The sequence below is a fragment of the Frigoribacterium sp. AC759 genome (assembly GCF_979256015.1).
Window position 1 is genome coordinate 19,397 of record NZ_CEEDMT010000003.1, and the last position, 21,266, is coordinate 40,662.

Consider the following 21,266-nt stretch of genomic DNA (forward strand, 5'->3'; position numbering starts at 1 on the left):
GCATGCCTCGCCGCACGCCACCACGCGCCTCCCCGGTGGCCCTGCGCGCCGACCAGGTCGAGACGTTCACGGCGGGGGGCGACGAGCTCGTGACCGGCGAGGCCGTGGCCCTCGACCTCCGCCCCACGAGCATCGTCCTGCGGGGTGCGGGCGTGATCATCGACTACCTCGTGTACGCGACCTCGGTCGTCGGGCTGATCGTCCTGGTGGGGCTGCTGAACGAGGCGGGCGTGCTCGACGACGCGCTCTCGCAGGCCTTCGTGATCGGCTCCGTCGCCTTCGGCCTCATCATCGTCCCCGCCGTCGTCGAGACGGTGTCGCACGGTCGCTCGCTCGGGCGCCTGGTCGTCGGCGCCCGGATCGTCCGAGTCGACGGAGGCGCGATCGGCTTCCGGCACGCCCTCACGCGGTCGCTCGTCGGGCTGCTCGAGATCGTCCTCACGACGGGGGGGCTCGCGGTCGTGGTCGGCCTGCTCAACGGCTCGTCCCGGCGTCTCGGCGATCTGATGGCGGGCACGTACAGCCGCAACGAGAGACTGGCCAGAGACAGCCGCGTCATCGCGGCGATGCCGCCCGAGCTCGCCGGCTGGGCCTCGATCGCCGACGTCGCCCGGCTGCCCGAGGGCACGGCCCGACGGGTCGCCGCGTTCGTGCAGCAGGGCTCGCGCCTCACCCCGTCGAGTCGGCTCCGGGTCGCCGCCGAGCTCGCCGACGAGGTCCGGGCCCACGTCTCGCCGGTGCCCGACGTGGATCCCCGGCTCTGGTTGACCGCCGTCGCAGTGCTCCGACGCGATCGAGAATCGACCGCCCTCGCCCGCGAGGCCGCGACGCTGGCCCGTCTCGAACCGGCTCTCACCGGCACCGTCCCCGGGTTCCCCCGGCGCTGACCTACGAGCGGACGAGACGCGCGATGGCCGCCGAGGCCTCGCGGATGCGCTGATCGGCGATCTCGCCGCCCTCTCGAGCCGCCTCGGCCACGCAGTGCGCGAGATGGTCGTCGAGGAGCTGCAGGGCGACCGTCTCGAGCGCCTTGGTCGCCGCGCTGACCTGGGTCAGCACGTCGACGCAGTAGGTGTCGTCGTCGACCATCCGCTGGATGCCCCTGACCTGCCCCTCGGCGCGACGCAGGCGCTTGAGGATCTGCTCCTTGTCGCCGCTGTAGCCGACGTGGTGTGCCGGGCTGGCCGTCTCGTGGTCCGTCACCGCGCCTCCTCGTCCATCGATCACCGGGTGGGGCGAGCGGGCCGACGGGCCCGACGCACCCGACCGGCGGATACCCCCTGGGGGTACAGACTAACCGCGGATGAGGCGCAGCACGTCGTCGCGGACGCGGATCATCTCGGGCTCGGTGGCCGCCTCGGCGTTGAGACGCAGCAGCGGCTCGGTGTTCGAGGGGCGCACGTTGAACCACCAGAAGCCGCCCTCGTCGGACGCGCCGTTCACCGTGAGACCGTCGAGCTCGTCGAAGTCGCCGACCCCCGCGTAGGCGTCGACGATGCGCGCGTAGGCGGCGGGCACGTCGGTGACCGTCGAGTTGATCTCGCCGCTCGCCGAGTACGGCGTGTAGCGGTTCGTGAGCGTCGACAGCGGCTCGTCCTGCGAACCGAACTCGGCCAGCACGTGCATGGCGGCGAGCATGCCGTTGTCGGCACCCCAGAAGTCGCGGAAGTAGTAGTGCGCCGAGTGCTCGCCGCCGAAGATCGCGCCGGTCTCGCGCATCTCGTCTTTGATCAGCGAATGCCCCACCCGCGTGCGGACCGGCGTCGCGCCCGCCGCCTCGATGGCCTCGGGCACGGCCCGCGAGGTGATGAGGTTGTGGATGACGGCGATGTCGGCGTCGGGCTCGAGGGCCCGCACGCGCGCGATCTCGCGCACCGCGACGATGGCCGCCACAGCCGACGGGGTGACCGCGTCGCCGTTCTCGTCGACGACGAAGCAGCGGTCGGCGTCGCCGTCGAAGGCGAGCCCCAGGTCGGCGCCGTGCTCGACGACGGCCTTCTGCAGGTCGACGAGGTTCGCGGGCTCGAGCGGGTTCGCCTCGTGGTTGGGGAACGTGCCGTCGAGCTCGAAGTACATCGGCACGATCTCGATCGGCAGCTCGGCGAGCCCCGCGGCGGTGCCGAGCACGGCCGGGACGGTCAGCCCGCCCATGCCGTTGCCCGCGTCGACGACGACCTTGATCGGCCGGATGGTCGACAGGTCGACGAGTCGACGGAGGTACGCGGCGTAGTCGCCCAGCGCGTCGTACTCGCGGATCCCGCCCGGCTCGGCGACGGCCTCGATGCCGCCGTCGAGATACGAGGAGGCGCGGTCGCGGATCGACGCCAGCCCGGTGTCGAGACTGATGCCCTGGGCACCCGCACGGCTCATCTTGATGCCGTTGTAGCTGGCCGGGTTGTGGCTGGCCGTGAACATCGCGGCCGGAGCCGACAGCGAGCCCGAGGCGAAGTACGACTCGTCGGTCGAGCAGAGCCCGAGCGCGACGACGTCCGCGCCACGGGCGCGAGCCCCCCGGGCGAAGGCGGCGGTGAAGGCGGGCGAGGAGTCGCGCATGTCGTGGCCGACGACGAGCTCGGAGCCGGCGGCCTCGATCTCGTCGGCGAAGGCCGCACCGAAGGCCTCGACGACCTCTTCGGTCAGCTGGCTGCCGACGAGCCCCCTGACGTCGTAGGTCTTCACGAAGGCGGTGAGGTCGGGGCTCTCAGATGTCATTCCCCAAAACTACCCGGCGCAGGACCTCCCACCCCTGCGGAACCGACAACGTCGATGCGTGTCGCTCGCAGAGGTCGTACCCGTGGGGTTCGACGACGCCGCTCAGCGGGCCGACGACCACCATCTGGTCGGAGTACACGTATGTCAGGGTCGCCGCCGCCTCGCGGTGGCAGGTGACCTTGCTGCAGGGACGCGCGTTCATCGGACACGAGACTAGTGCGTACCGCCGGGGGCAGGTCCGCGCCGCGGGCTAGCATGACGGGATGGCCAGGCCACATCACGTCCGCGTCACCGATCGCTCGCGTCACCGCGACCGTCACGGCCGGGGGCTCCGTTCGTCCGCGGCCGGTCCGCATCTGCCGTTCCTCCGCACGCGGGTCGACCTGTTCGACGACATCGTCGCCTCGACCGCCGACTACCTGCGCGAGCTCTGGCCCGACGAGCTCGAGGGCGTGACCTTCGAGGTGGCCGGTCTGCCGGCCGAGCCCGATCGGACCCGCGTCGAGCGCTGGCTCGTCGACCGGCAGGCCCGCCGGGTCCTCCTGTACCGTCTGCCGATCGAACGACTTGCGCCGGCGCACGAGCACCGGTCCTCGCCCGACGGCGACTGGGACCACCGGGTGCTCGTCGAAGGCCACGTGTTCCGCGCCGTGGCCGAACTGCTCGGCAAGGACCCGTGGGAGCTCGCGCCCGACCGCTGGCGCGACCAGTGATCGGCCCCGCCCCGCGTCGATCTCAGGGGTAGACGGTGACCGGGGACGACGCCGGCAGCGGCGAGACGACCGGCCACGCCGCGACCGCTCCGTCCGCCGAGAAGCTCATGCCCGCACGGAGCCCGTCGGCGCCCGTCAGCAGCACCGACTGCCCCGCTGACACCTCGAGAGTCGCGCTGCCGGTCGCCGGCACCTCCACGACCCGGTCCTCGCCGTCGACGCTCACCGTCGCCGAGACGGCGTCGTCCGTCGGGTTCGCCAGGGTGAGACCCGCGCCCTCGCCCTCCGGCACCGACAGGAGGGTGCTGCCGGACAGGGCCGGCGCCGAGGCCGCCCATGACACGTCGACGGCGCCGTCGGCGGACAGCGCCGAGGTGCGGACGGCGCTCACGACCGGGACGTCCGACGTGATGGTCGCCGTGTAACGGCCGTCCGCCAGGCCGTCGATCGGCACGTCCGTCACGAGACCGGACTCGACTCGCGTGTCGAAGGACGTGCCGGTGCCGTCGTCCGAGGCGATGCGCACGGATACCAGCGCCGCCGAATCGCCCGGCGCGAAGAGACGCAGGGCGCTCTGCAGATCGCCGGCGGCCGGGTCCGCCAACGCCGCCTCGAGGGTCTCGCCCCCGCGGACGATGATCCCGGGGACGACCGAGGTCGTGCTGGGGGCCGCCGCCCCGCTGATGATGTCCACCCCGCCCGGATCGAGCGTCCGGACGATCGACTCCTGCATCGACGCGACGATCTGGCCGCCGCGGCTGGTGACGTGCACGACCGGGGAGAGGAGCCCCGTCGAGAAGCCGGAGAGCGGGATGACCCGCTGACTGCGCGGGCCCACCACGATGCCCTCGATGCCCGGGCCCTGGACGGGACCGTTCTCGGCGGAGATGTCGAGGTCGATCGTGGAGTTGACGTCGCTCGGGTTGACGAGGGTGATCAGCGAGACGCGACCGGTCTCGGTCGACCCGCCGACCAGCCACGTCGAACTGCTGGGCTCGGTGCACGGCGCACTGGCGAATCCGACGAGATCGTCGGAGGCGACCGCCTGGCTCTGCGCCGCCGCGACGAGGGGGACGTCGTCTCCTGCCAGAGGCGCGGTCACGAGCAGAGGGTCGGAGCTGCTGCCGTCCGCACCGGCGAGCGTCGTCGTCGATTCGTCGTCGTCGCTCGAGGACGTGACGACCTGCGCACTGTCGACGGCGCTGGCGGTCGTCGCCTGCTGCCCCTCGGCGTCGGAGAGCCTGAGCACGCTGCCGCCGCAGACCCGCTGCGGGTCGAGGGGCACGGGCGTGACGACCTGACCGGCCGGAGTCGCCTCGAGACTCGGCAGGGGCAGGACGGTGGCGGCAGTCACGACGGCCACGCCGACGGCGATGCCCACCACCCCCACGATGATGCGCCCGGTGGTCGAGGCGACGGATCGCTCAGTCATCTCTCTCCTCGTCGAAGGTGGTGGCGGGCTGCTCGGCCTCGGGTGTCCCGGCACGGCTGCGGCGACGACGCGGAGTCGTCGGAAGCGCCAGCAGGAGGGCCGAGCCGAGCACGAGGGCCCAGGTGACCAGGACGATCACGCCGAGCGGACCGCCGTCGGGGTGCGGCTCGCGCTGGTCGGTCGAGTCGATGTAGCGCCAGAGCAGACCGTTGCTGGTGTCGCCGACCGGCAGGAACGCCGCGTCGGCGTCGAGGGCCTCGCTCGATCGCTGGGCCAGAGCCGAGGAGTCCGGATCGTCGGCGCCCTCGGTCAGCAGCACGAAGCCGATGCCCTGGCGCGCGAGGTCGTCGGAGGGGTCGAATCCGCTCCGGCTCACCAGGTTGCCGGCGAGGACGGTGAGGTCGTCGGTGGTCGAGGTGAGACTCTGCGCCGTCGAGTCGAGGGACGACTGGTCGTCGAGGGTGGACCCCTGCCCGTGCTCGAGCGAGACCGCCAGCGAGCCGTCGGGCTGCGGCGTCAGCACCAGGGTTCCGATCTCGGGTGACGCCTCGGCTTCCGCCGTCACGTAGGCGGACAGGATCCGCCCGGTGCTCGAGCGGATGTCCGCCGCGCCCGAGAGCGAGCCGATCACCACGGGAACGGCCGCGGCGACCGCGAACACCGCGACGACGACACCCGACGCGGGTGCGATCCGGGGCAGTCGATCGAGCGTGACCGAGGCCGCGCCGATCAGACCGAGCAGGTAGAGGCTGAGCGCCCCTCCGGCCCAGATCGTCGTGCTCTCGCTGCCGACGCCGATGATCGACAGCTGCGTCGCCGCCACGGCCGTGAGGTAGCCGGCCAGCGCGATGACGAGCGCGGGCACGGCACGGGTGCGCGAGCCGACGAAGGGCGAGGCGAGCGCGAGGAGCGCGAGGGGCACGAGACCCACTGCCACGATGATCGCGAGCGTCCCGCCCTGGACGCCCGACCCACCGAGGAGGGCGGTCCATCCGTTCAGACCTGTCTCGGGAGAGCCGAGCAGGAGCTGGAGGGGCGACGCGGGATCCGTCCGGGTGGGGACTCCGGGGTCGGCGAGGAGGGCCCACCACGTGCCGCGCATCGTCTGGACGATCGCCAGCGGGGCGAACAGCACCACGGCCGGCAGGGGGATCGCCAGCATGCGGTGGATCCCCCTCGGCCGGGTCGCGAGCGATCCGATCCAGAGGAGGAGCAGCGCCGGCAGGAGGACGGGTGCACCGGCCGCGACGAGCGCGAAGAGCAGCGACGCGGCCGCCCCCGAGGCCCAGGAGCGCGCTGCTCCGATGAGCGCCCAGATGAAGAACGGCAGCGCCATGTGCGCGACGACCGCTCCGAGGTGCCCGGTCTGGAGTGACGAGAACAGGGGCGACGACACGGCGTAGAGCGCGGCCGCGACGGCGGGGACCCACGAACGCGTCGTGATTCGCCGGGCGACGAAGAAGGTGCCGATCGCGGAGACGGGCGCAGCGACGAGGTAGACGGCGAGCACCGACGTCGACGGAGACCAGAAGGTGGCCGTCCCGAGGAGCGCCACGACGAGGGCGAACGGGTCGGACGGACCGACGAAGCCGGCGCCGATCTCGCGCCAGCCCCAGCCGACGGACTTCCAGAGCTCTCCGACGGTGGTGCTCAGCGGCAGGAGTCCGCCGCCGGTCATCGCGGGCTCGCGCACCAGCCGGAGGAACGCGACCACGCTGACGACGGCCGTGGCGACGACGACCCACAGTCCGCCCGATCCGATGAAGCTGGCCCTCGGGTCGGCGGAGTCCTCGCCCCGGGCGACCAGGGCGTCGCGCTCGTTCACCCGACGCTCGCGCACCTGGTTGTAGCTGGCCCGCAGGGGTTCGACGGCCGACCACGACACCGTCCTGGTCCGGTGCAGCGCCCGGCGTGCGGCGGGCACGCGCCCTCCCCCGAAGGCCACGCGCAGAGCGGTCGAGAACTCGCCGAGGACCGCACCGGGGTTCTTGGTGAGGAGGTGCCAGACGCTGCGGACGACGGCCAACGGGACGAGGCTGAGCCAGTGCAGGGGCAGTGCGGCGAGAGGTGCGTAGACGAGGCGTCGGTGGAGCTGCGCCGCCCGACGCAGCCGGGCCCGACGAGCCTGCCCGCCGTGCGACTGCCCGAAGTCCTCCGGATTGCCCGCGCTGCTGACGTGCGCGGCGGGGACGGCGATCACCCGGTGTCCGGCGAGTCTGGCGCGCACCGAGAAGTCGAGCGACGCGTCGACGTGCGGCAGACCCGGGTCGAACCCGCCGAGAGCGTCCCAGACGCTCCGCCGCACGAGCATGCCGCCCCCGGCGACGCCGAGGACGTCGTCGTGGAAGTCGTGCTGCCCCTGATCGAGCTCGTTCTCGACGAGCGGCATCGACGCCCCGTAGCGCGTCATGGTCTCGCCGAACTCGGCGATCGTGCCCGGCTCGTCCCAGCGCATCAGCTTCGGACCGGCGACCGCCACGGAGGGAGCCACCTCGACCGTCGCCATCAGACGCTCGAGCGCGTCGTGCTCCGGCGCGTTGTCGTGCCCGAGGAACCACAGCCATTCGTCGTGGGTGTCGTGCGGGGCGTCCGACGTCGGGCCCGACACGCGGACGCCGTGAGCGAGGGCCTCGCCGAACGTCCGGGCCGCGGGGACGCTGGTCAGCTGGGCGGCGCCGCTCAATGACAGGCGGCCCGCCGCCGAGTCCGGTCCACCGGTGTCGACGACCACGAGGGCCTCGGGCGGTCGCGTCTGACGCGACAGACCCTCGAGGGTTCGGTCGAGGTAGGTCGCCCCACCGGGGGCGACGAGGATCGCTGTGACTCTCGGCTGCATGACCTGTGCAGCCTAGGTCGAGCCTCGCACCTCCGTCGACCGGCGCGCCGGTCCCGGCGCACCTGTGAACCACCCATGACCGGGTACGACGACGGCGTGCCGCCCGTTCGGGGAGCACGCCGTGATGTCGAGGAGGCGCGGGTCAGGCCTGCTTGCGGAGCTTCCGCCGTTCGCGCTCCGACAGACCACCCCAGATGCCGAAGCGCTCGTCGTTCTGGAGGGCGTACTCGAGGCACTGGGCCTTGACGTCGCACGAGGCGCAGATCTTCTTGGCGTCGCGGGTGCTTCCGCCCTTCTCGGGGAAGAACGCCTCGGGATCGGTCTGCGCGCAGAGCGAGTCGGCCTGCCAGGCGAGCTGGTTCTCTTCGTCGTCGACCTGGTTCTTGCGCACGCCGGGGACGCCGAGCAGGACCGGGTCGACGTGCCAGTCGTCGGGTACTCCGACACGGGTGTCGTTCATCGTCACAGCACATCTCCCCTCGTCGTCGTCGCCCCCTGAACGGCTGCGATGGGGTCAATTACACCGGTGTAATTCGGCCACGTCAAGTCAGGGCCCAATAAACCCTGAACCCCTCATCGAGGGTCAAGCGGGCCCCGGCGTGTCGGGGTACGGTTCGGCTCGTCGAGCCGGCTCAGGCGCGCGGGGCGGCGGCCCAGGCGCTCGAGACCATGTCGAGCAGACTGTGTCGCATCGTCCAGTCGAGGTCGCGGGCCGCGAGTGCGCCGTCGGCGACGATGCGATCCGGATCGCCTGCGCGCCGAGGGGCGACCTCGGGCGTGAAGTCGATGCCGGTGCCCTCGCGCATGGCGTCCATGATCTCCCGGACCGACACCCCGCCTCCCGAACCGAGGTTGTAGGCGGGCTCGACCGGCTCGCCCGCGTCGAGGCGTCGAGCGGCGGCCACGTGCGACACGGCGAGGTCGGCGACGTGCACGTAATCGCGCACGCAGGTGCCGTCGGGCGTGGCGTAGTCGTCGCCGTTGATGCGCGGCGTGCGACCCGCGGCGAGCGCGTCGAACACGAGGGGGAAGAGATTGTGCGGGCTGGCGTCGTACAGCTCGGGGTGTCCGGAGCCGACCACGTTGAAGTAGCGGAGGCTCGTGTGACGGAGTCCGGTCGCCACCGCCTGGTCGCGCAGCAGCCACTCGCCGATCAGCTTGCTCTCGCCGTACGGCGAGGCGGGGGCCTTGGGGGTGTCCTCCGTGACGAGCTCGGTGGGCGGGGTGCCGTAGACGGCGGCGCTCGACGAGAACACGATGCGATCGACGCCGTTCCCGGTCATCGCCTCGAGCAGGCGCTGCGTGCCCGTCACGTTCTGGTCGTAGGTGTGCAGCGGACGCTGGACGGACACACCGGCGTACTTGTAGCCCGCGACGTGGACGACGCCGGTGACGCCGTGGCGGGCGATCGTCTCGGAGACGAGGTCGCCATCGAGGATCGACCCCCGGACGAACGGCACCCCCTCGGGCACGAACGACTCGATGCCCGACGAGAGGTCGTCGAGCACGACCGCGTCGATCCCCGCCGACCGGAACTCGCGGACGACATGGGATCCGATGTAGCCGGCGCCGCCGGTGACCAACCAAGACATGGGGCAACTCTAGTCAGCGACGGGGGCGCCGCCGCGGCGGCTCGCTCGCACCGAGGAGGCGCGGGTCGACGGCTCAGGCGGGGGTCGCCACGTAGAGGGTCCCTCCCCCGGTGACGGCCAGCCGGACCTCGTCGGGTGTGACGAACGCGGACTCGCCGGTCGCGAGGCGGATGCTGCCGTCCTGACCCTTCACCTGCACCTCGCCCTCGGTGACGAGCATGATGCTCGGTCCGCCGATCTGCACGACCGCGCCCGCGCCTCCGGCGTCCACCCGGAGGAGGGCGAAGCCGACGCCCGTCGGGTCGAACCGCTCGACCCCGCGCGCGGTCTCGACCGGACGGAGGTACGGGACCGGCAGCGGGTCGAAGTCGAGCACCTCGAGCAGCTCGGGGACGTCGACGTGCTTCGGGGTGAGGCCGCCGCGGAGGACGTTGTCGGACGGCGCCATCAGCTCGACCCCGAGACCCCCGAGGTACGCGTGCACGTTGCCCGCCGGGAGGAAGAGCGCCTCGCCACGGGAGAGGGTCACGTGGTTGAGGAGCAGCGAGACGACGACGCCGGGATCGCCGGGGTAGCGACCGGAGAGGTCGGCGACGGTCGCGATCGAGGGCGACGGGTCGGCCACGCCCTGCGCGAGCTCGGAGACGTCCGCGACGATCCGAGCAGAGTCGTCGGAGCCGTCGAACAGCCGCGTCAGAGTCGTCTCGAGCGACGTCTCGATCATGCCGCGGAGCGTCGACAGCCGGCCGGTGCCGCCGTCGAGGGCATCGACGTCGGCGACGGTCTCGGCCAGGGTGCGGAAGCCGCAGAGCGCCTCGAACGCGTCGCTGAGAGCGACGATGATCTCGGGCTTCGGGAACGGGTCCTTGTAGTTGCGCGACGGCGAGTCGAGGGGCACGCCCGCCTCGTTCTCGGCGGCGAAGCCGGCCCTCGCCTGCTCGGGGGTCGGGTGCGCCTGGATCGACAACGGGGAATCGGCGGCGAGGACCTTCAGGAGGAACGGCAGCTCGGACCGGCCACGGCCGAGGGCGCGATCCGGCTCGGCGGCGAACCAGTCGGCCAGCGTGTCGGCCCCGCCCACGACGGCCGGGTTGACGACGACGCTCGGCGAGCCGGCGTGGGCCCCCAGCCACAGCTCCGCCTCGGGTCGCCCGGACGGTCGGCGCCCGAGCAGCGTCGAGATCGCGGTGGTCGAGCCCCATGCGTAGTCGCGGGGCGTGTTGGTGATGGCCAGGAACATGCTCTACCTGCTTGTCGAGTGGAGGGCTTGGGGCCCCTCTACAAAGACATCGGGGCCTCAACCGGGAGGCGTTGGCCAAAACTACCAAGTCCGTTGCCGCGCGCGGGCGGCGTGCCTAGGCTCGCCGGGTCCCGGCGGCCAGGCCGCGCAGGGCCCCGACACAGAGCAATGGAGCACGGATGTCATCGACGACCCTCACCTCGTTCAGCACGCTGGCCAGCGACTTCTTCGGATTCGAAGACCAGCTCTCGGATCGCGAGAAGGGCGTGCTGTCCGAGCTGCGCTCGTATCTCGAGACCGAGGTCAAGCCGATCGTCAACCGGCACTGGGCCGACGCGACCTTCCCGCACGAGGTCGTCAAGGGCCTGGCGGGTCTCGGCCTGTTCGGCATGCCGTGGGACGAGACCCGGCCGTTCGAGAACTCCGCCGTGTTCCGCGGCTGGGTCGCCCTCGAGCTCGCCCGGGTCGACGCCTCCGTCGCGACCTTCTGCGGGGTGCAGAACGGGTTGGCCATGGGATCGATCAGCGTCGGCGGATCACCCGAGCAACGTGCCGAGTGGCTGCCGAAGATGGCCAGCGGCGAGGTCGTGGGCGCGTTCGGGCTGACCGAGCCCCTCTCGGGCAGCGACTCGGCGCAGGGCCTGCGCACCGTCGCCACCCGCGACGGCGACGACTGGGTCCTCAACGGGTCGAAGCGCTGGATCGGCAACGCGACCTTCAGCGACATCACGATCATCTGGGCGAAAAGCGCGGAGGACGGCCAGGTGAAGGGCTTCATCGTCCCGACCTCGACGCCGGGGTACTCGGCCACCAAGATCGAGGACAAGCAGAGCCTCCGCATCGTCCAGAACGCCGACATCACCCTCACCGACGTGCGCGTCCCCGACCGCCTGCGCCTCCAGCAGGCGACGTCGTTCCGCGACACCGCTGCCGTCCTCCGCCTCACCCGCGCCGACGTGGCCTGGGCCGCCGTCGGCAACTCGATCGGCGCCTACGAGGCGGCGCTCGCCTACGCCAACGAGCGCGTCCAGTTCGGCAAGCCGATCGCCAAGCACCAGCTCGTCCAGGATCTGCTGGTCAAGAGCATCGGCAACATCACCGCCTCGATCGCCCTGGTGGCGCGCTGCTCGCAGATGCTCGACGAGGGGGTCCAGCGCGACGAGCACGCGTCGCTCGCCAAGGCGTTCACGACGGCGAGGATGCGCGAGACCGTCGGTTACGCGCGGGAGGTGCTCGGGGGCAACGGCATCGTGCTCGACTACGACGTCGCCCGGTTCTTCGCGGACGCCGAGGCCCTCTACAGCTACGAGGGCACGCGCGAGATGAACACGCTGATCGTCGGTCGGGCGATCACCGGCCAGGCGGCCTTCGTCTGACCCCGCTCCTCCACAGGTCCACGACGGGCCGCCCCGGCCGGGGCGGCCCGTCGTCTAGCCTGGTGCCCATGACGTCGACGACCACCTCCCCGCCCGCGGTCCTGGCACCGCGTCGACAGGGCACGGTCTTCGCGACGCTGGCGTTCCTCGTCCTGTTCGGCGGCGACGTGCTCCGCAACGGCACCTCCTTCTGGGGCTGGGGCGTCGCCTGCGGGGCGATGGTCGTCGCCTCCGCGGTCGTCGTCGCCCGCAACCGGCCCGACCCCCGGCGGCTCCCCCGGCTGCTCGTGCTCTTCACGATCTGGGCGGTCGTCTCGATCACCTGGTCGCAGTACCCCGGCGCGTCGGCGCTCGGCATCGTCGCGACCCTGGCCACCATGCTCGGCGCCCTGGCGGTCGCCTGGTCGCTCCCCTGGCCGCTCATCGTCGCGGCGCTCGGTCGGGCCCTCCGCATCCACGTCGGTCTGTCGCTGCTCTTCGAGCTGATCGTCGCGACCCTCGTCCGACGCCCAGTCTGCCCCGTCTACCTCGACTGCACCGGCGGGGTGCCCGACGCCTTCTTCTGGTCGCGCGACGTGCTGCTCGAGGGCGGTCGCATCCAGGGGCTGCAGGGCAACAGCAACATCCTGGGCATCCTGGCCCTCCTGGCGCTCGTCGTCACCGCGTCGCAGTGGTCGGCCCGCACCATCAGCTCGCGTGCGGGCACGATCGGGGTCGCCCTCGCGATCGCCGCCCTGCTGCTCACCCGATCGGCGACCACCGCGGCGAGCGGCCTCGCCGTGGTGGCCGTGCTCGCGCTCGTGCTGCTGGTCCGCCGCACCGCGCCTCCTCGGCGTCCGCGTCTGTACCTGGCCGCCGTGGCCGCCGTCGTGGTCGTGGCCGTCGTCGCCGTGCTCGCCCGCACGCCTCTGCTCGGCGCGCTGGGTCGCAGCAGCGACCTCACCGGCCGCACCGACATCTGGGCCGCGGTGCTCGACCTGGGCGCGCAGCACCCGGTCGTCGGCTGGGGTTGGGTCGGCTACTGGGTTCCCTGGGCCGCCCCGTTCACCGACCTCGCCGAGCGGAACGGCGTCGTCTATCTGCAGGCGCACGACGCCTACCTCGACGTCTGGTTCCAGCTCGGCTGGATCGGGCTCGTGCTCTTCGGCCTCGTGTGCCTCGGCGTGCTGGCGCGCTCGTGGTGGTGGGCCACCGACCGCCGTGTCCTCGGCGTCGGGCGGGAGGCCCCGTGGGCGACGCTCGACCTGCTGCCGCTGCTGCTCGTCGTCGCGCTGCTCGTGCACGGCATCGCCGAGTCACGCCTGATCGTCGAGTGGGGTTTCGCGCTGCTGGTCGTGGTCGTGGTCGTGACCCGGCGCGACGCCCACGGCTGGAGCGACCACGACCGGGTCGCCGAGCCCACCGACGCCCTCCGTCCGTGACGACGGCGCCCAGAGGCCGCCCTGCCACAATGGTCGCGTGAGGCAGACCCGAGACGAGCGCGACCCGATCCGCCGCTACGTGTCGGCCTGGATCGGGTTCTCGGCGGGTGGTCACTTCAGCCAGGCCCTCGCGGTCGCCATCGTGCTCTACGCCTTCACGACCGAGTCGGTCCGCACGCTGATGGGCTGGCCGGGCTCCGTGGCGATCCTGGCGGCCCTGGTCCTCCTGGCCGGCGTCTCGCTCTTCGGCCAGCGGCACCACATCGAGTGGCGCGGCATCCTGCCCGTGTCGCTCATCGCCCTGTTCGGGTTCATGGGCCTCAGCGTGTTCTGGAGCGAGTACACCTGGGTGACCGTAGGAGGCGCGGCGTACGCTGCCGCGTTCGGCGCCCTCGGCATCTACCTCGCGCTCGGACGGGATCTCGTCCAGGTGGTGCGCGCCGTCGGCGACGCACTGCGGATCGTGCTGGTGACCTCGCTGGCTCTCGAGGTGTTCAGCGGGCTGCTCATCGACCAGCCCATCCCCTTCCTCGGCATCCAGGGCAACCTGGCCTACGGCGGGCCCATCCAGGGCATCGCCGGCACGCGCAACTACATCGGCTACCTCGCCGCACTGGCCCTCATCACCTTCGCCGTCGAGTTCCTCACCCGGTCGGTGCCCCGTCCGCAGGCGGTCGCCTCCGGGCTGGTCGCCATGACGACCCTGCTGCTCGCCCGCTCGCCGGTCACGGCCGTGGCGGTTCTCGCTCTCGTGGTGGCCGGGCTGGCGCTCAACGCGCTGCGTCGGGCGCCCGAACGGCGTCGCCCTCTGCTGCAGGGAGCGCTGGCGACGCTCGTCGTGATCGGCGGGACACTCGCCTACGCGGGCCGTTCGCGCCTCCTCGACTCCGTCGACGCCACGGCCGACCTGTCGGTCCGCACGGCCCTCTGGGCGCGGATCCGCGAGCTGACGAGCGTCCACGACGTGACGGGGTGGGGCTTCGTGGGGCAGTGGCCCGGCGAGATCTTCCCGTTCTCGACCATCATCTCGCCGAGCGGCCGCCCGCATGCGACGGGACTGAACGCCTTCTACGACATGGGGCTGCAGCTCGGCCTCGCCGGCGTCCTGCTCTTCGTCGTCGCCGGGACCCTTGCGTTCGTCCGGAGCTGGACCACCGCCTCCGGCCACCCGATCGTCGCCTACGTCTGGCCGGCCCTCGTGCTCGTGCTGATCGGGTTCACGGCCCTGGCGGAGAGCTACGTGCTGTTCGAGGGCTCGCTGATGCTCTTCGTGACGGTGGCCACCGTCGCCGCCCGCAAGCGGTCGTGGCGCTCCCGCCTGCCGAACTGACGACCCGGTCTGCTCGAGCGCGGGTCACTCCACGCGGCCGCCGAGGAGATCGTCGCATTCGATCATGACGTTCCAGGGACTGGGGGGCGAACGCCGCTCCGGCGCCGTCCGGATGGTCTCGACGGCGGACGGATCGATCGAGAGGCAGGCCGTCTCGGCCTGGTCCACCTGCACCGACCAGATGGGGCCTTTGTGTCGGCGGTTCTCCGTCGTGACGACGCCGCTCAACTGGACGGCGACGACGAGCACCGCCAGCAGCGGGGCGATGAGACGGACGGGGCCACGCTCGCGCCAGAGTCGTGACGCGGCCACCACCGTCACCGCCAGGAGGAACATCGAGGGGACGACCGCGTAGCGCAGCAGGACGAACGTCGGGAGCCCTTCGTCGATCGTCTGCGCGTACTCGAACTGCTCTTGGGGGTTCAGCGTCACCGCGGCCACCCAGATCCCTGCGGAGGCGGCGGCCGCTGTCACGGCGAAGACGCGCTCGCGCAGATCTCCGCGGACCACGAGGTAGACGGCGGCGGCGACCGCCACGAGCAGAGTGAGGACGAGCGGCAGGAGTCCTGCGTCCGCGACCAGGTTCTTCACGCCGTCCGTCGTCGCCGCGATCGTTCCGCCCACCGCGTTGAGCAGATACCCGATGGCGATCGAGTCGAGGCCGCTGATCGCGTTGGTGTTCTCGGTTCGAGGAGACAGCAGGGTCGCGGCGACCTGGGCACCGACGCTCAAGACGAGCGCGACGCACATCGGGCGTGCGAACGGTCGGCGCCAGGCCAGCAGCACGAGCGGCACGAAGAGGATCAGCTGGATCTCGGTCAGGCCGGCCGCGAGCATCACGACGCCGAGCAGGACGCCGCTCCGTCTCGTCCGCGGTTGGGACAGGAGCATCCACGGTGCGGCCCAGATGAAGTACCAGTGCAGGTTCGCGGTGTTGCCGAGCACCTCGATCGAGGCGCTCGGCACCAGGAAGGTGATGGACGCGACGACGACCCGGGCCACGACCCCGGGCACGACCGAGCGCGAGGTGACGTAGACGAGGGCGGTCACGAGACCGACCACGACGCAGGAGGCGGCCGACATCGCGACGGCGTACCGGTCGACCGGCAGCAGCGAGACCACGAGATCGGCGATGATCCGCGGCACGACGTGGAAGTACCCCTCGTAGACGGTCAGCAGGCCTGCGATCGGGCCGTCCGCGATGCGGTCCCCGATGAAGTTGCGACCGTCCTCGGCCCAGAGGGTGGAGCGCGCCGCGGGAGGGAGACGCAGCCACGACACCACCGTGCCGACGACGACGAGCAGCAGGGGCACGGCGATCCCCGCGATCCTGCGCGCGACAGGACCGGCCGAGGTGCCATCGTCGGCGACCATCGCCGGAGGAGCAGTTGACGACATGGATTCCCCCTGGGCGACCGAGCACATGAGCATCCATCGTGGCATGCTGCCGGGGCACCGAGCCCCATCCGGCGTGTCGGCCGGTTGCTAGACTCGCCGTTCCGCCCCCTGTGAAAGGCCCTTCGTGACTGAACGCCGCCCCGGAGTCGTCTCCGTCGTCCTCGTGAACTTCCGCGGTGCGGACGACACCATCGCCTGCATCTCCGAGCTCAAGAAGGTCGACTGGCCGAAGGAGCGCCTCGAGATCATCGTCGTCGAGAACGGCTCGGGCGACGACAGCGCGGCCCGCATCCGCGAGGCGCACCGCGACATCATGCTCGTCAAGTCCAAGAAGAACCTCGGGTTCACGGGCGGGAGCAACCTCGGCGTGGCGAAGTCGAGCGGCGAGTTCGTCGCCTTCCTGAACAACGACGCGCGCCCCGACGCGGCCTGGGTCCGCGCGGCCGTGCAGACCTTCCACCAGGGTCGGGACATCGCCGCGGTGGCCTCGAAGGTGCTCGACTGGGAGGGCCGGAAGATCGACTTCGTCGACTCCGCCGTCTCGTGGTTCGGCATGGGTCACAAGCCGCACTACCTCGAGCCCGACGACGGCAGCCACGACGAGGCCCGAGACATCCTCTTCGGCACCGGTGCCGCCCTGTTCGTCCGGGCCGAGGTCTTCGAGCAGGTGGGCGGCTTCGACGAGCGCCTCTTCATGTTCTACGACGACGTCGACCTCGGCTGGCGGCTGAACCTGCTGGGGTGGCGCGTCCGCTACCAGCCGGCGTCCTTGGCGTACCACAAGCACCACGCCTCGATGAAGGACTACGGCGACTTCCGAGAGATGTACCTGCTCGAGCGCAACGCCCTCTACACGATCTACAAGAACCTCGACGAGGAGTCGCTCAACAGGGCCCTCCCGGCCGCGATGTCGCTCATCATCCGTCGCTCTCTCGCCCGGGGCGGAGTCGACTCCGGCGTGCTCGACCTGCGGGTGCCCGGCGACGACAGCGATCCCGACATGTCCATCCCCAAGACGAGTGCCGCTGGCGCCTTCGCCATCGACGCCTTCGTCGACGACCTCCCCTCGCTGACCGAGACCCGCCGTGAGCTTCAGGCCGGTCGACGTCGAACCGACCGCGAGCTCTCGCGACTGTTCGGGGTCACCGACACCCCGCTGGCCGATATGCCCCGCTACCTCGACGGCTACGACGCCGTGGTCGACGCGTTCGCCGTCATGGCCGGGCGACCGTCCTCCCTCGAGGCGTCGACGGACGACCCCTCCGCCACGGCCTCGAACCGACGACGCATCCTCATCGTCACCGGCGACTCCTTCGGCAAGAAGATGGCCGGGCCGGCGATCCGGGTCTGGAACATGGCTCTGCTGCTCTCGAAGGAGCACGACGTCCGCGTCGTCAGCCTCACCACGGCCGAGACGATGGAGGCTCCCTTCGACATCGAGGTGGTGTCGCCGCACTTCCCGGCCGCCATGGCCCGTCACGAGGACTGGGCGGACGTCATCGTCGTCCAGGGCTACGCGCTCCAGCAGTTCGAGGTGCTCGAGAGCACGCAGAAGGTGCTCGTCGTCGACATCTACGACCCGATGCACCTCGAGCAGCTCGAACAGGGACGGGAGAAGGACCTCGACGAGTGGGACGACCAGATCCTGGGTGCCGCCGACTCGCTGAACAAGCAGATCGGCCTCGGCGACTTCTTCCTCTGCGCGTCCGAGCGCCAGAGGCTCTTCTGGCTCGGGCAGATGGCCGCCATGGGCCGCATCAACGCCCACAACTACAGCCGTGACGAGTCGCTCAACTCGCTGCTCGCCATCGCGCCGTTCGGTCTGCCCGACAGCGAGCCCGTGCACACGCGACGCGCTCTCCGGGGCGTCGTCCCCGGCATCGGCGAGGACGACAAGATCGTCGTCTGGGCCGGTGGTCTCTACAACTGGTTCGACCCGAAGACCCTGGTGCGAGCGGTCGCCGATCTCGCGACGCGACGCGACGACGTCCGGCTGTTCTTCATGGGGACGAAGCATCCCAACCCCGACGTCCCCGAGATGGCCATCGTCGCCGAGACCCGAGATCTCGCCCGCCAGCTGGGCGTGCTCGACAAGAACGTCTTCCTGAACGACTCGTGGGTCGACTACGAGGACCGCCAGAACTACCTGCTCGAAGCGGACGCCGGGGTCTCGACGCACTTCACGCACGTCGAGACCACCTTCTCGTTCCGCACGCGGATCCTGGACTACCTCTGGACGGGTCTGCCCATCGTCAGCACGCGCGGCGACAGCTTCGGCGACCTCGTGGAGAGCAGCGGGCTCGGCGTCGCCGTCCCCGAGCTCGACGTCGACGCCCTGTCGGCCGCTCTCGAGTCGATGCTCTACGACGACGAGGCGAGAGCGTCGGCCAAGCGCGAGATCGCCGCCGTGCGGAAGCAGTTCGTGTGGGAGAACGCTCTCGCGCCCCTCCTCGAGTTCTGCCGTCAGCCCGTACGTGCCGCAGACAAGACGCCGCGATCGAGCGCGCCCATGCCGGGGGCCCCCGGCCCTGGCCGGCGATCGGCTCGCAGCCTGATCACCGTGCGACCGCCTCGTCGTCACGGTCTCGCGCACGACGCCGAGCGGGCGCTGTTCTACCTCCGCCACGGCGGCGTCAACGCGGTCTACACCCGGGTGCGACGCCGTCTGATCAAGCCCCGCTGAGAAGACGACGGGCCCGCCAGCCCCTCGGGGGCGGGCGGGCCCGTCCGGCTTCCGGTCAGGATCGACGGACGCCGACCGGGACGACCGCCGACGTGCCGGTCGACGTGGACGAGCGGTACGACATCGTCACCGACCAGTCTCCGGCCGCGCGGTCCGCGGTGCTGACCGAGACCGAACCGCAGTACGTCGCCGTCGCATCGCCTCGAGCCGTCGACGTCGCCCGCACGACCTCACCACCCGATCTGGCCTCGAGGGTGCACACCCCTCCGGTCTCGACGACTCCGTCGACGATCCCCGCCGCGGTCAGCGTCTCGGTCGCAGCGTCCCATCGGGCCGTCGGCACGGTCACCGTGACGGTGGTGAGATCCTGATCGTCCACCGAGTCGTCGGGCGCGGCAGTCGGACGGGCCGAGGGCGCCGCCTGGGGTTCGGGGACCACGGGCGCGGAACCCGGCGACGTCGCATCGTCGTCGGACTGCGCCGGAGGCGTCTCCGGCTGCGGAGCCGAAGCCGACGGAGCCGGAGCCGTCGCCGTGCGCGACGGTGCGGGTGTCGCCGTCGCCGTCGGGCTGGGTGCCTCCGACGTGGGCACAGGCCCCGCCGCATCGTCCGTGGTCGGACGCAGCACGTACAGGGCGACTCCTGCGGCGACGACGATCACCGCGCCTCCTGCGATGGCAGCCACCAGTCGTGGTCTCCTCACGAGACGACCACGGTCTTGCACGAGCCGATGGCGATGTTCTTCCCGACGCCCACGTTGATCCCGTAGGCGCACACCTGGCGCGTGCCGGGCGCGACGCCGGAGATGCTCGCCGAGTAGCCGTGAGCTGCCCCGTAGCCCGGGTAGGCGCCGGCGACGTCGGGGCGCGAACCGGTGGCGGGTGTCGCGAGGACCGGCTTGCCGTCGATGTAGAGATGCACGGTGATGGAGGAGGCCGTGTCGGGGTCGAGCGCCCACCCGGATGCCTTCACGACGCCCTTCTGCGGACTCGTGGTCGAGTCGAGCCGGCCGACGGGAGAGCCCGACGGCACGCTGACCGTCTTGCAGCCGAGGAGGGCGTTGCTGCCCCGACCGACGTTGATCCCGTAGACGCAGACGCGACGATCACCGGGCTTCAGGCCCGTCAGCGTGGTCGAGTAGCCGTGTGCGGCCCCGTAGCCGGGGACGGAGGACACGATGTCCGCGCGCGCGCCGTTCGCCGGGACCGACGTCACCGCCCGACCGTCGACGTAGGCGTGGACGCGGATGGGCGCCGTCGTGTTCGGGTCGATCGCCCAGCCGGCCAACGAGACGGTGCCGGGGCCCGTCGCGCGCACCGAGTCGACGCTGCCCCGCGGCTGCGTCGGCGTCGTGACGGAGCGGCAGCCGAGGAGACTGTTCTTCCCGACCGACACGTTGATCCCGTAGGCGCACACCTGGTGGGTGCCCGCGGAGAGCCCCGTGAGCGTGGCGGCGTACCCGTGTCGGGCACCCCACTCGGGGTAGGCGCGGGCGATGTCCGGTCGATTGCGATCGGCGCGGACGCTCGTCGTCGCCCGCCCGTCGACGTACAGGTGGACGGAGATCGGCGCAGCGGTGTCCGGGTCGGCCGCCCAGCCGGACACTCGAGCCACCCCGAGCCCGTCGAGGGAGGCGGCGTCGAGGGCGCCGCGCGGGTCGACCCTGCCGATGGGGCTGCCGAACCAGTCGCTGAAGAGTCGCCAGAAGTTGCGGTTGCCGTAGGCGGAGCACGAGTCGCCTGTGCCGTACAGGTTCTTCAGAGCCGCCGCGTTGGGCTGATAGGGCGTGTAGTAGTAGAGAGCCGCTGTCGCCTTGTTCTGGATCGTCACCCGGGAGCTGCCGCAGGAGGGGGCGTTGGCCTGGTACGAGACCGACACCGTGCCCCCGACGGGGAACCACGTGAAGAAGTCCGAGGCCACGGAGTAGTTCTTGAACTGACGCGCAGCCGAGTAGATCTGCCGGTCGAGACCCGCGAAGGCGGGGTCGCACGCGGCCGTGTCGGGGCAGCCGTAGCCGAGCGCCCGGTCGAGGGTCGACCGGCTCGGCGACCTCGACGTCGTGATGAGCGACTGCTCCTTCTCGAGGGTCACGAGGAGCACCTTGGGGTTGATGCCGCATGCCGCGGCGACCCGCGAGAGGACGTCCGCGAACCGCACGGACCTGCCCCCCGTGTAGGCACGGCACACGTTGTCGGCCACACGGTTCTGCGAATCGACCCTCACGTGCTTCAGACAGGTGGCCCCCGTGCACGACGCGCTGCCCCGTGCCTGGAGGAAGGTCTGCACCTGATCGCCGGTCATCGACGACGCATCGTAGAAGTTCTGATCGCTGATGATGAAGCCGGGGTTGAAGTCCGAACCCGTGGCGGCCTCCGCCCGAGGGGCCGTCGTCCCGTCGGCCACGACGGCGACCGTCGCCAGCAGCATCGACGCCGCGACGACCGCCACGACCCTGGTCAGCGCTCGTCGCGGTCGTGCCCTCCTGGAATCGGTGAACATAGGCGTATCCCCTGATCGGTCGACGCCGCCGGAC

17 protein-coding genes are annotated in these 21,266 nt (G+C 71.3%); 6 read left to right on the forward strand and 11 right to left on the reverse strand.

The window, feature by feature from the left end:
* Nucleotides 1–2 precede the first annotated feature (2 nt).
* The gene (locus ACZ6JE_RS04570) at nucleotides 3–887 is read left to right on the forward strand and encodes an RDD family protein (RefSeq protein ID WP_464318317.1); all 885 of its coding nucleotides are present in this window, start codon (nucleotides 3–5) and stop codon (nucleotides 885–887) included.
* Nucleotide 888: 1 nt separating this feature from the next.
* On the opposite strand, the gene ACZ6JE_RS04575 is transcribed toward ACZ6JE_RS04570, so the two are convergent.
* The 3 genes from ACZ6JE_RS04575 to ACZ6JE_RS04585 all read right to left on the reverse strand — a co-directional run bounded on the left by ACZ6JE_RS04575 (nucleotide 889) and on the right by ACZ6JE_RS04585 (nucleotide 2,914).
* Nucleotides 889–1,140: a metal-sensitive transcriptional regulator gene (locus ACZ6JE_RS04575; RefSeq protein WP_464318414.1), complete on the reverse strand. Its 252-nt coding sequence runs from the start codon at nucleotides 1,138–1,140 to the stop codon at nucleotides 889–891.
* 153 nt (nucleotides 1,141–1,293) lie between these two features.
* Nucleotides 1,294–2,712 (reverse strand): phosphomannomutase/phosphoglucomutase, encoded by a 1,419-nt coding sequence (locus ACZ6JE_RS04580; RefSeq protein ID WP_464318318.1) that lies wholly within the window; start codon nucleotides 2,710–2,712, stop codon nucleotides 1,294–1,296.
* On the reverse strand, nucleotides 2,702–2,914 hold the full coding sequence (locus ACZ6JE_RS04585) for a DUF3499 family protein (RefSeq protein WP_192058472.1): 213 nt from the start codon (nucleotides 2,912–2,914) through the stop codon (nucleotides 2,702–2,704). Before ACZ6JE_RS04585 ends, ACZ6JE_RS04580 begins: the two co-directional genes overlap by 11 nt.
* Nucleotides 2,915–2,975: 61 nt before the next feature.
* On the opposite strand from ACZ6JE_RS04585, the gene ACZ6JE_RS04590 reads away from it, so the two are divergent.
* Nucleotides 2,976–3,425, forward strand: coding sequence for a metallopeptidase family protein (locus tag ACZ6JE_RS04590; protein WP_192058474.1), 450 nt, complete (start codon nucleotides 2,976–2,978; stop codon nucleotides 3,423–3,425).
* 22 nt (nucleotides 3,426–3,447) lie between these two features.
* Here the strand turns inward: ACZ6JE_RS04590 and ACZ6JE_RS04595 are convergent, their stop codons facing one another.
* The 5 genes from ACZ6JE_RS04595 to manA all read right to left on the reverse strand — a co-directional run bounded on the left by ACZ6JE_RS04595 (nucleotide 3,448) and on the right by manA (nucleotide 10,525).
* Complete coding sequence (locus ACZ6JE_RS04595; protein ID WP_464318319.1) at nucleotides 3,448–4,857, reverse strand: DUF5719 family protein; 1,410 nt, start codon at nucleotides 4,855–4,857, stop codon at nucleotides 3,448–3,450.
* On the reverse strand, nucleotides 4,850–7,693 hold the full coding sequence (locus tag ACZ6JE_RS04600; protein ID WP_464318320.1) for a glycosyltransferase family 2 protein: 2,844 nt from the start codon (nucleotides 7,691–7,693) through the stop codon (nucleotides 4,850–4,852). The genes ACZ6JE_RS04595 and ACZ6JE_RS04600 overlap by 8 nt, the downstream gene beginning before the upstream one ends.
* Nucleotides 7,694–7,835: 142 nt before the next feature.
* Nucleotides 7,836–8,153, reverse strand: a complete 318-nt coding sequence (locus tag ACZ6JE_RS04605) for a WhiB family transcriptional regulator (protein WP_192058482.1) — start codon at nucleotides 8,151–8,153, stop codon at nucleotides 7,836–7,838.
* Between the two features lie 172 nt (nucleotides 8,154–8,325).
* Nucleotides 8,326–9,285, reverse strand: coding sequence for a UDP-glucose 4-epimerase GalE (gene galE / locus ACZ6JE_RS04610; RefSeq protein WP_192058485.1), 960 nt, complete (start codon nucleotides 9,283–9,285; stop codon nucleotides 8,326–8,328).
* Nucleotides 9,286–9,358: 73 nt separating this feature from the next.
* Nucleotides 9,359–10,525 carry a mannose-6-phosphate isomerase, class I gene (gene manA / locus ACZ6JE_RS04615; protein ID WP_192058487.1) on the reverse strand — a complete coding sequence of 389 codons (1,167 nt, stop codon included), beginning with the start codon at nucleotides 10,523–10,525 and terminating at the stop codon, nucleotides 9,359–9,361.
* A 179-nt stretch (nucleotides 10,526–10,704) separates the two neighbouring features.
* Between manA and ACZ6JE_RS04620 the strand changes: the two genes are divergently transcribed.
* The 3 genes from ACZ6JE_RS04620 to ACZ6JE_RS04630 all read left to right on the forward strand — a co-directional run bounded on the left by ACZ6JE_RS04620 (nucleotide 10,705) and on the right by ACZ6JE_RS04630 (nucleotide 14,652).
* Nucleotides 10,705–11,901: an acyl-CoA dehydrogenase family protein gene (locus tag ACZ6JE_RS04620; protein ID WP_243213563.1), complete on the forward strand. Its 1,197-nt coding sequence runs from the start codon at nucleotides 10,705–10,707 to the stop codon at nucleotides 11,899–11,901.
* A gap of 68 nt (nucleotides 11,902–11,969) precedes the next feature.
* Nucleotides 11,970–13,322: an O-antigen ligase family protein gene (locus ACZ6JE_RS04625; RefSeq protein ID WP_320476875.1), complete on the forward strand. Its 1,353-nt coding sequence runs from the start codon at nucleotides 11,970–11,972 to the stop codon at nucleotides 13,320–13,322.
* Nucleotides 13,323–13,359: 37 nt separating this feature from the next.
* The gene (locus tag ACZ6JE_RS04630; RefSeq protein ID WP_320479011.1) at nucleotides 13,360–14,652 is read left to right on the forward strand and encodes an exopolysaccharide production protein; all 1,293 of its coding nucleotides are present in this window, start codon (nucleotides 13,360–13,362) and stop codon (nucleotides 14,650–14,652) included.
* 24 nt (nucleotides 14,653–14,676) lie between these two features.
* Here ACZ6JE_RS04630 and ACZ6JE_RS04635 read toward each other — a convergent pair whose 3' ends face one another.
* Nucleotides 14,677–16,050, reverse strand: a complete 1,374-nt coding sequence (locus ACZ6JE_RS04635; protein WP_192058495.1) for a hypothetical protein — start codon at nucleotides 16,048–16,050, stop codon at nucleotides 14,677–14,679.
* A gap of 124 nt (nucleotides 16,051–16,174) precedes the next feature.
* Here ACZ6JE_RS04635 and ACZ6JE_RS04640 point away from each other — a divergent pair, with 124 nt between their 5' ends.
* On the forward strand, nucleotides 16,175–18,733 hold the full coding sequence (locus ACZ6JE_RS04640; protein WP_192058496.1) for a glycosyltransferase: 2,559 nt from the start codon (nucleotides 16,175–16,177) through the stop codon (nucleotides 18,731–18,733).
* A 55-nt stretch (nucleotides 18,734–18,788) separates the two neighbouring features.
* Here the strand turns inward: ACZ6JE_RS04640 and ACZ6JE_RS04645 are convergent, their stop codons facing one another.
* Complete coding sequence (locus ACZ6JE_RS04645; protein ID WP_464318321.1) at nucleotides 18,789–19,418, reverse strand: hypothetical protein; 630 nt, start codon at nucleotides 19,416–19,418, stop codon at nucleotides 18,789–18,791.
* Nucleotides 19,419–19,432: 14 nt separating this feature from the next.
* Nucleotides 19,433–21,232: a hypothetical protein gene (locus tag ACZ6JE_RS04650; RefSeq protein WP_192058501.1), complete on the reverse strand. Its 1,800-nt coding sequence runs from the start codon at nucleotides 21,230–21,232 to the stop codon at nucleotides 19,433–19,435.
* Between the last annotated feature and the right edge of the window lie 34 nt (nucleotides 21,233–21,266).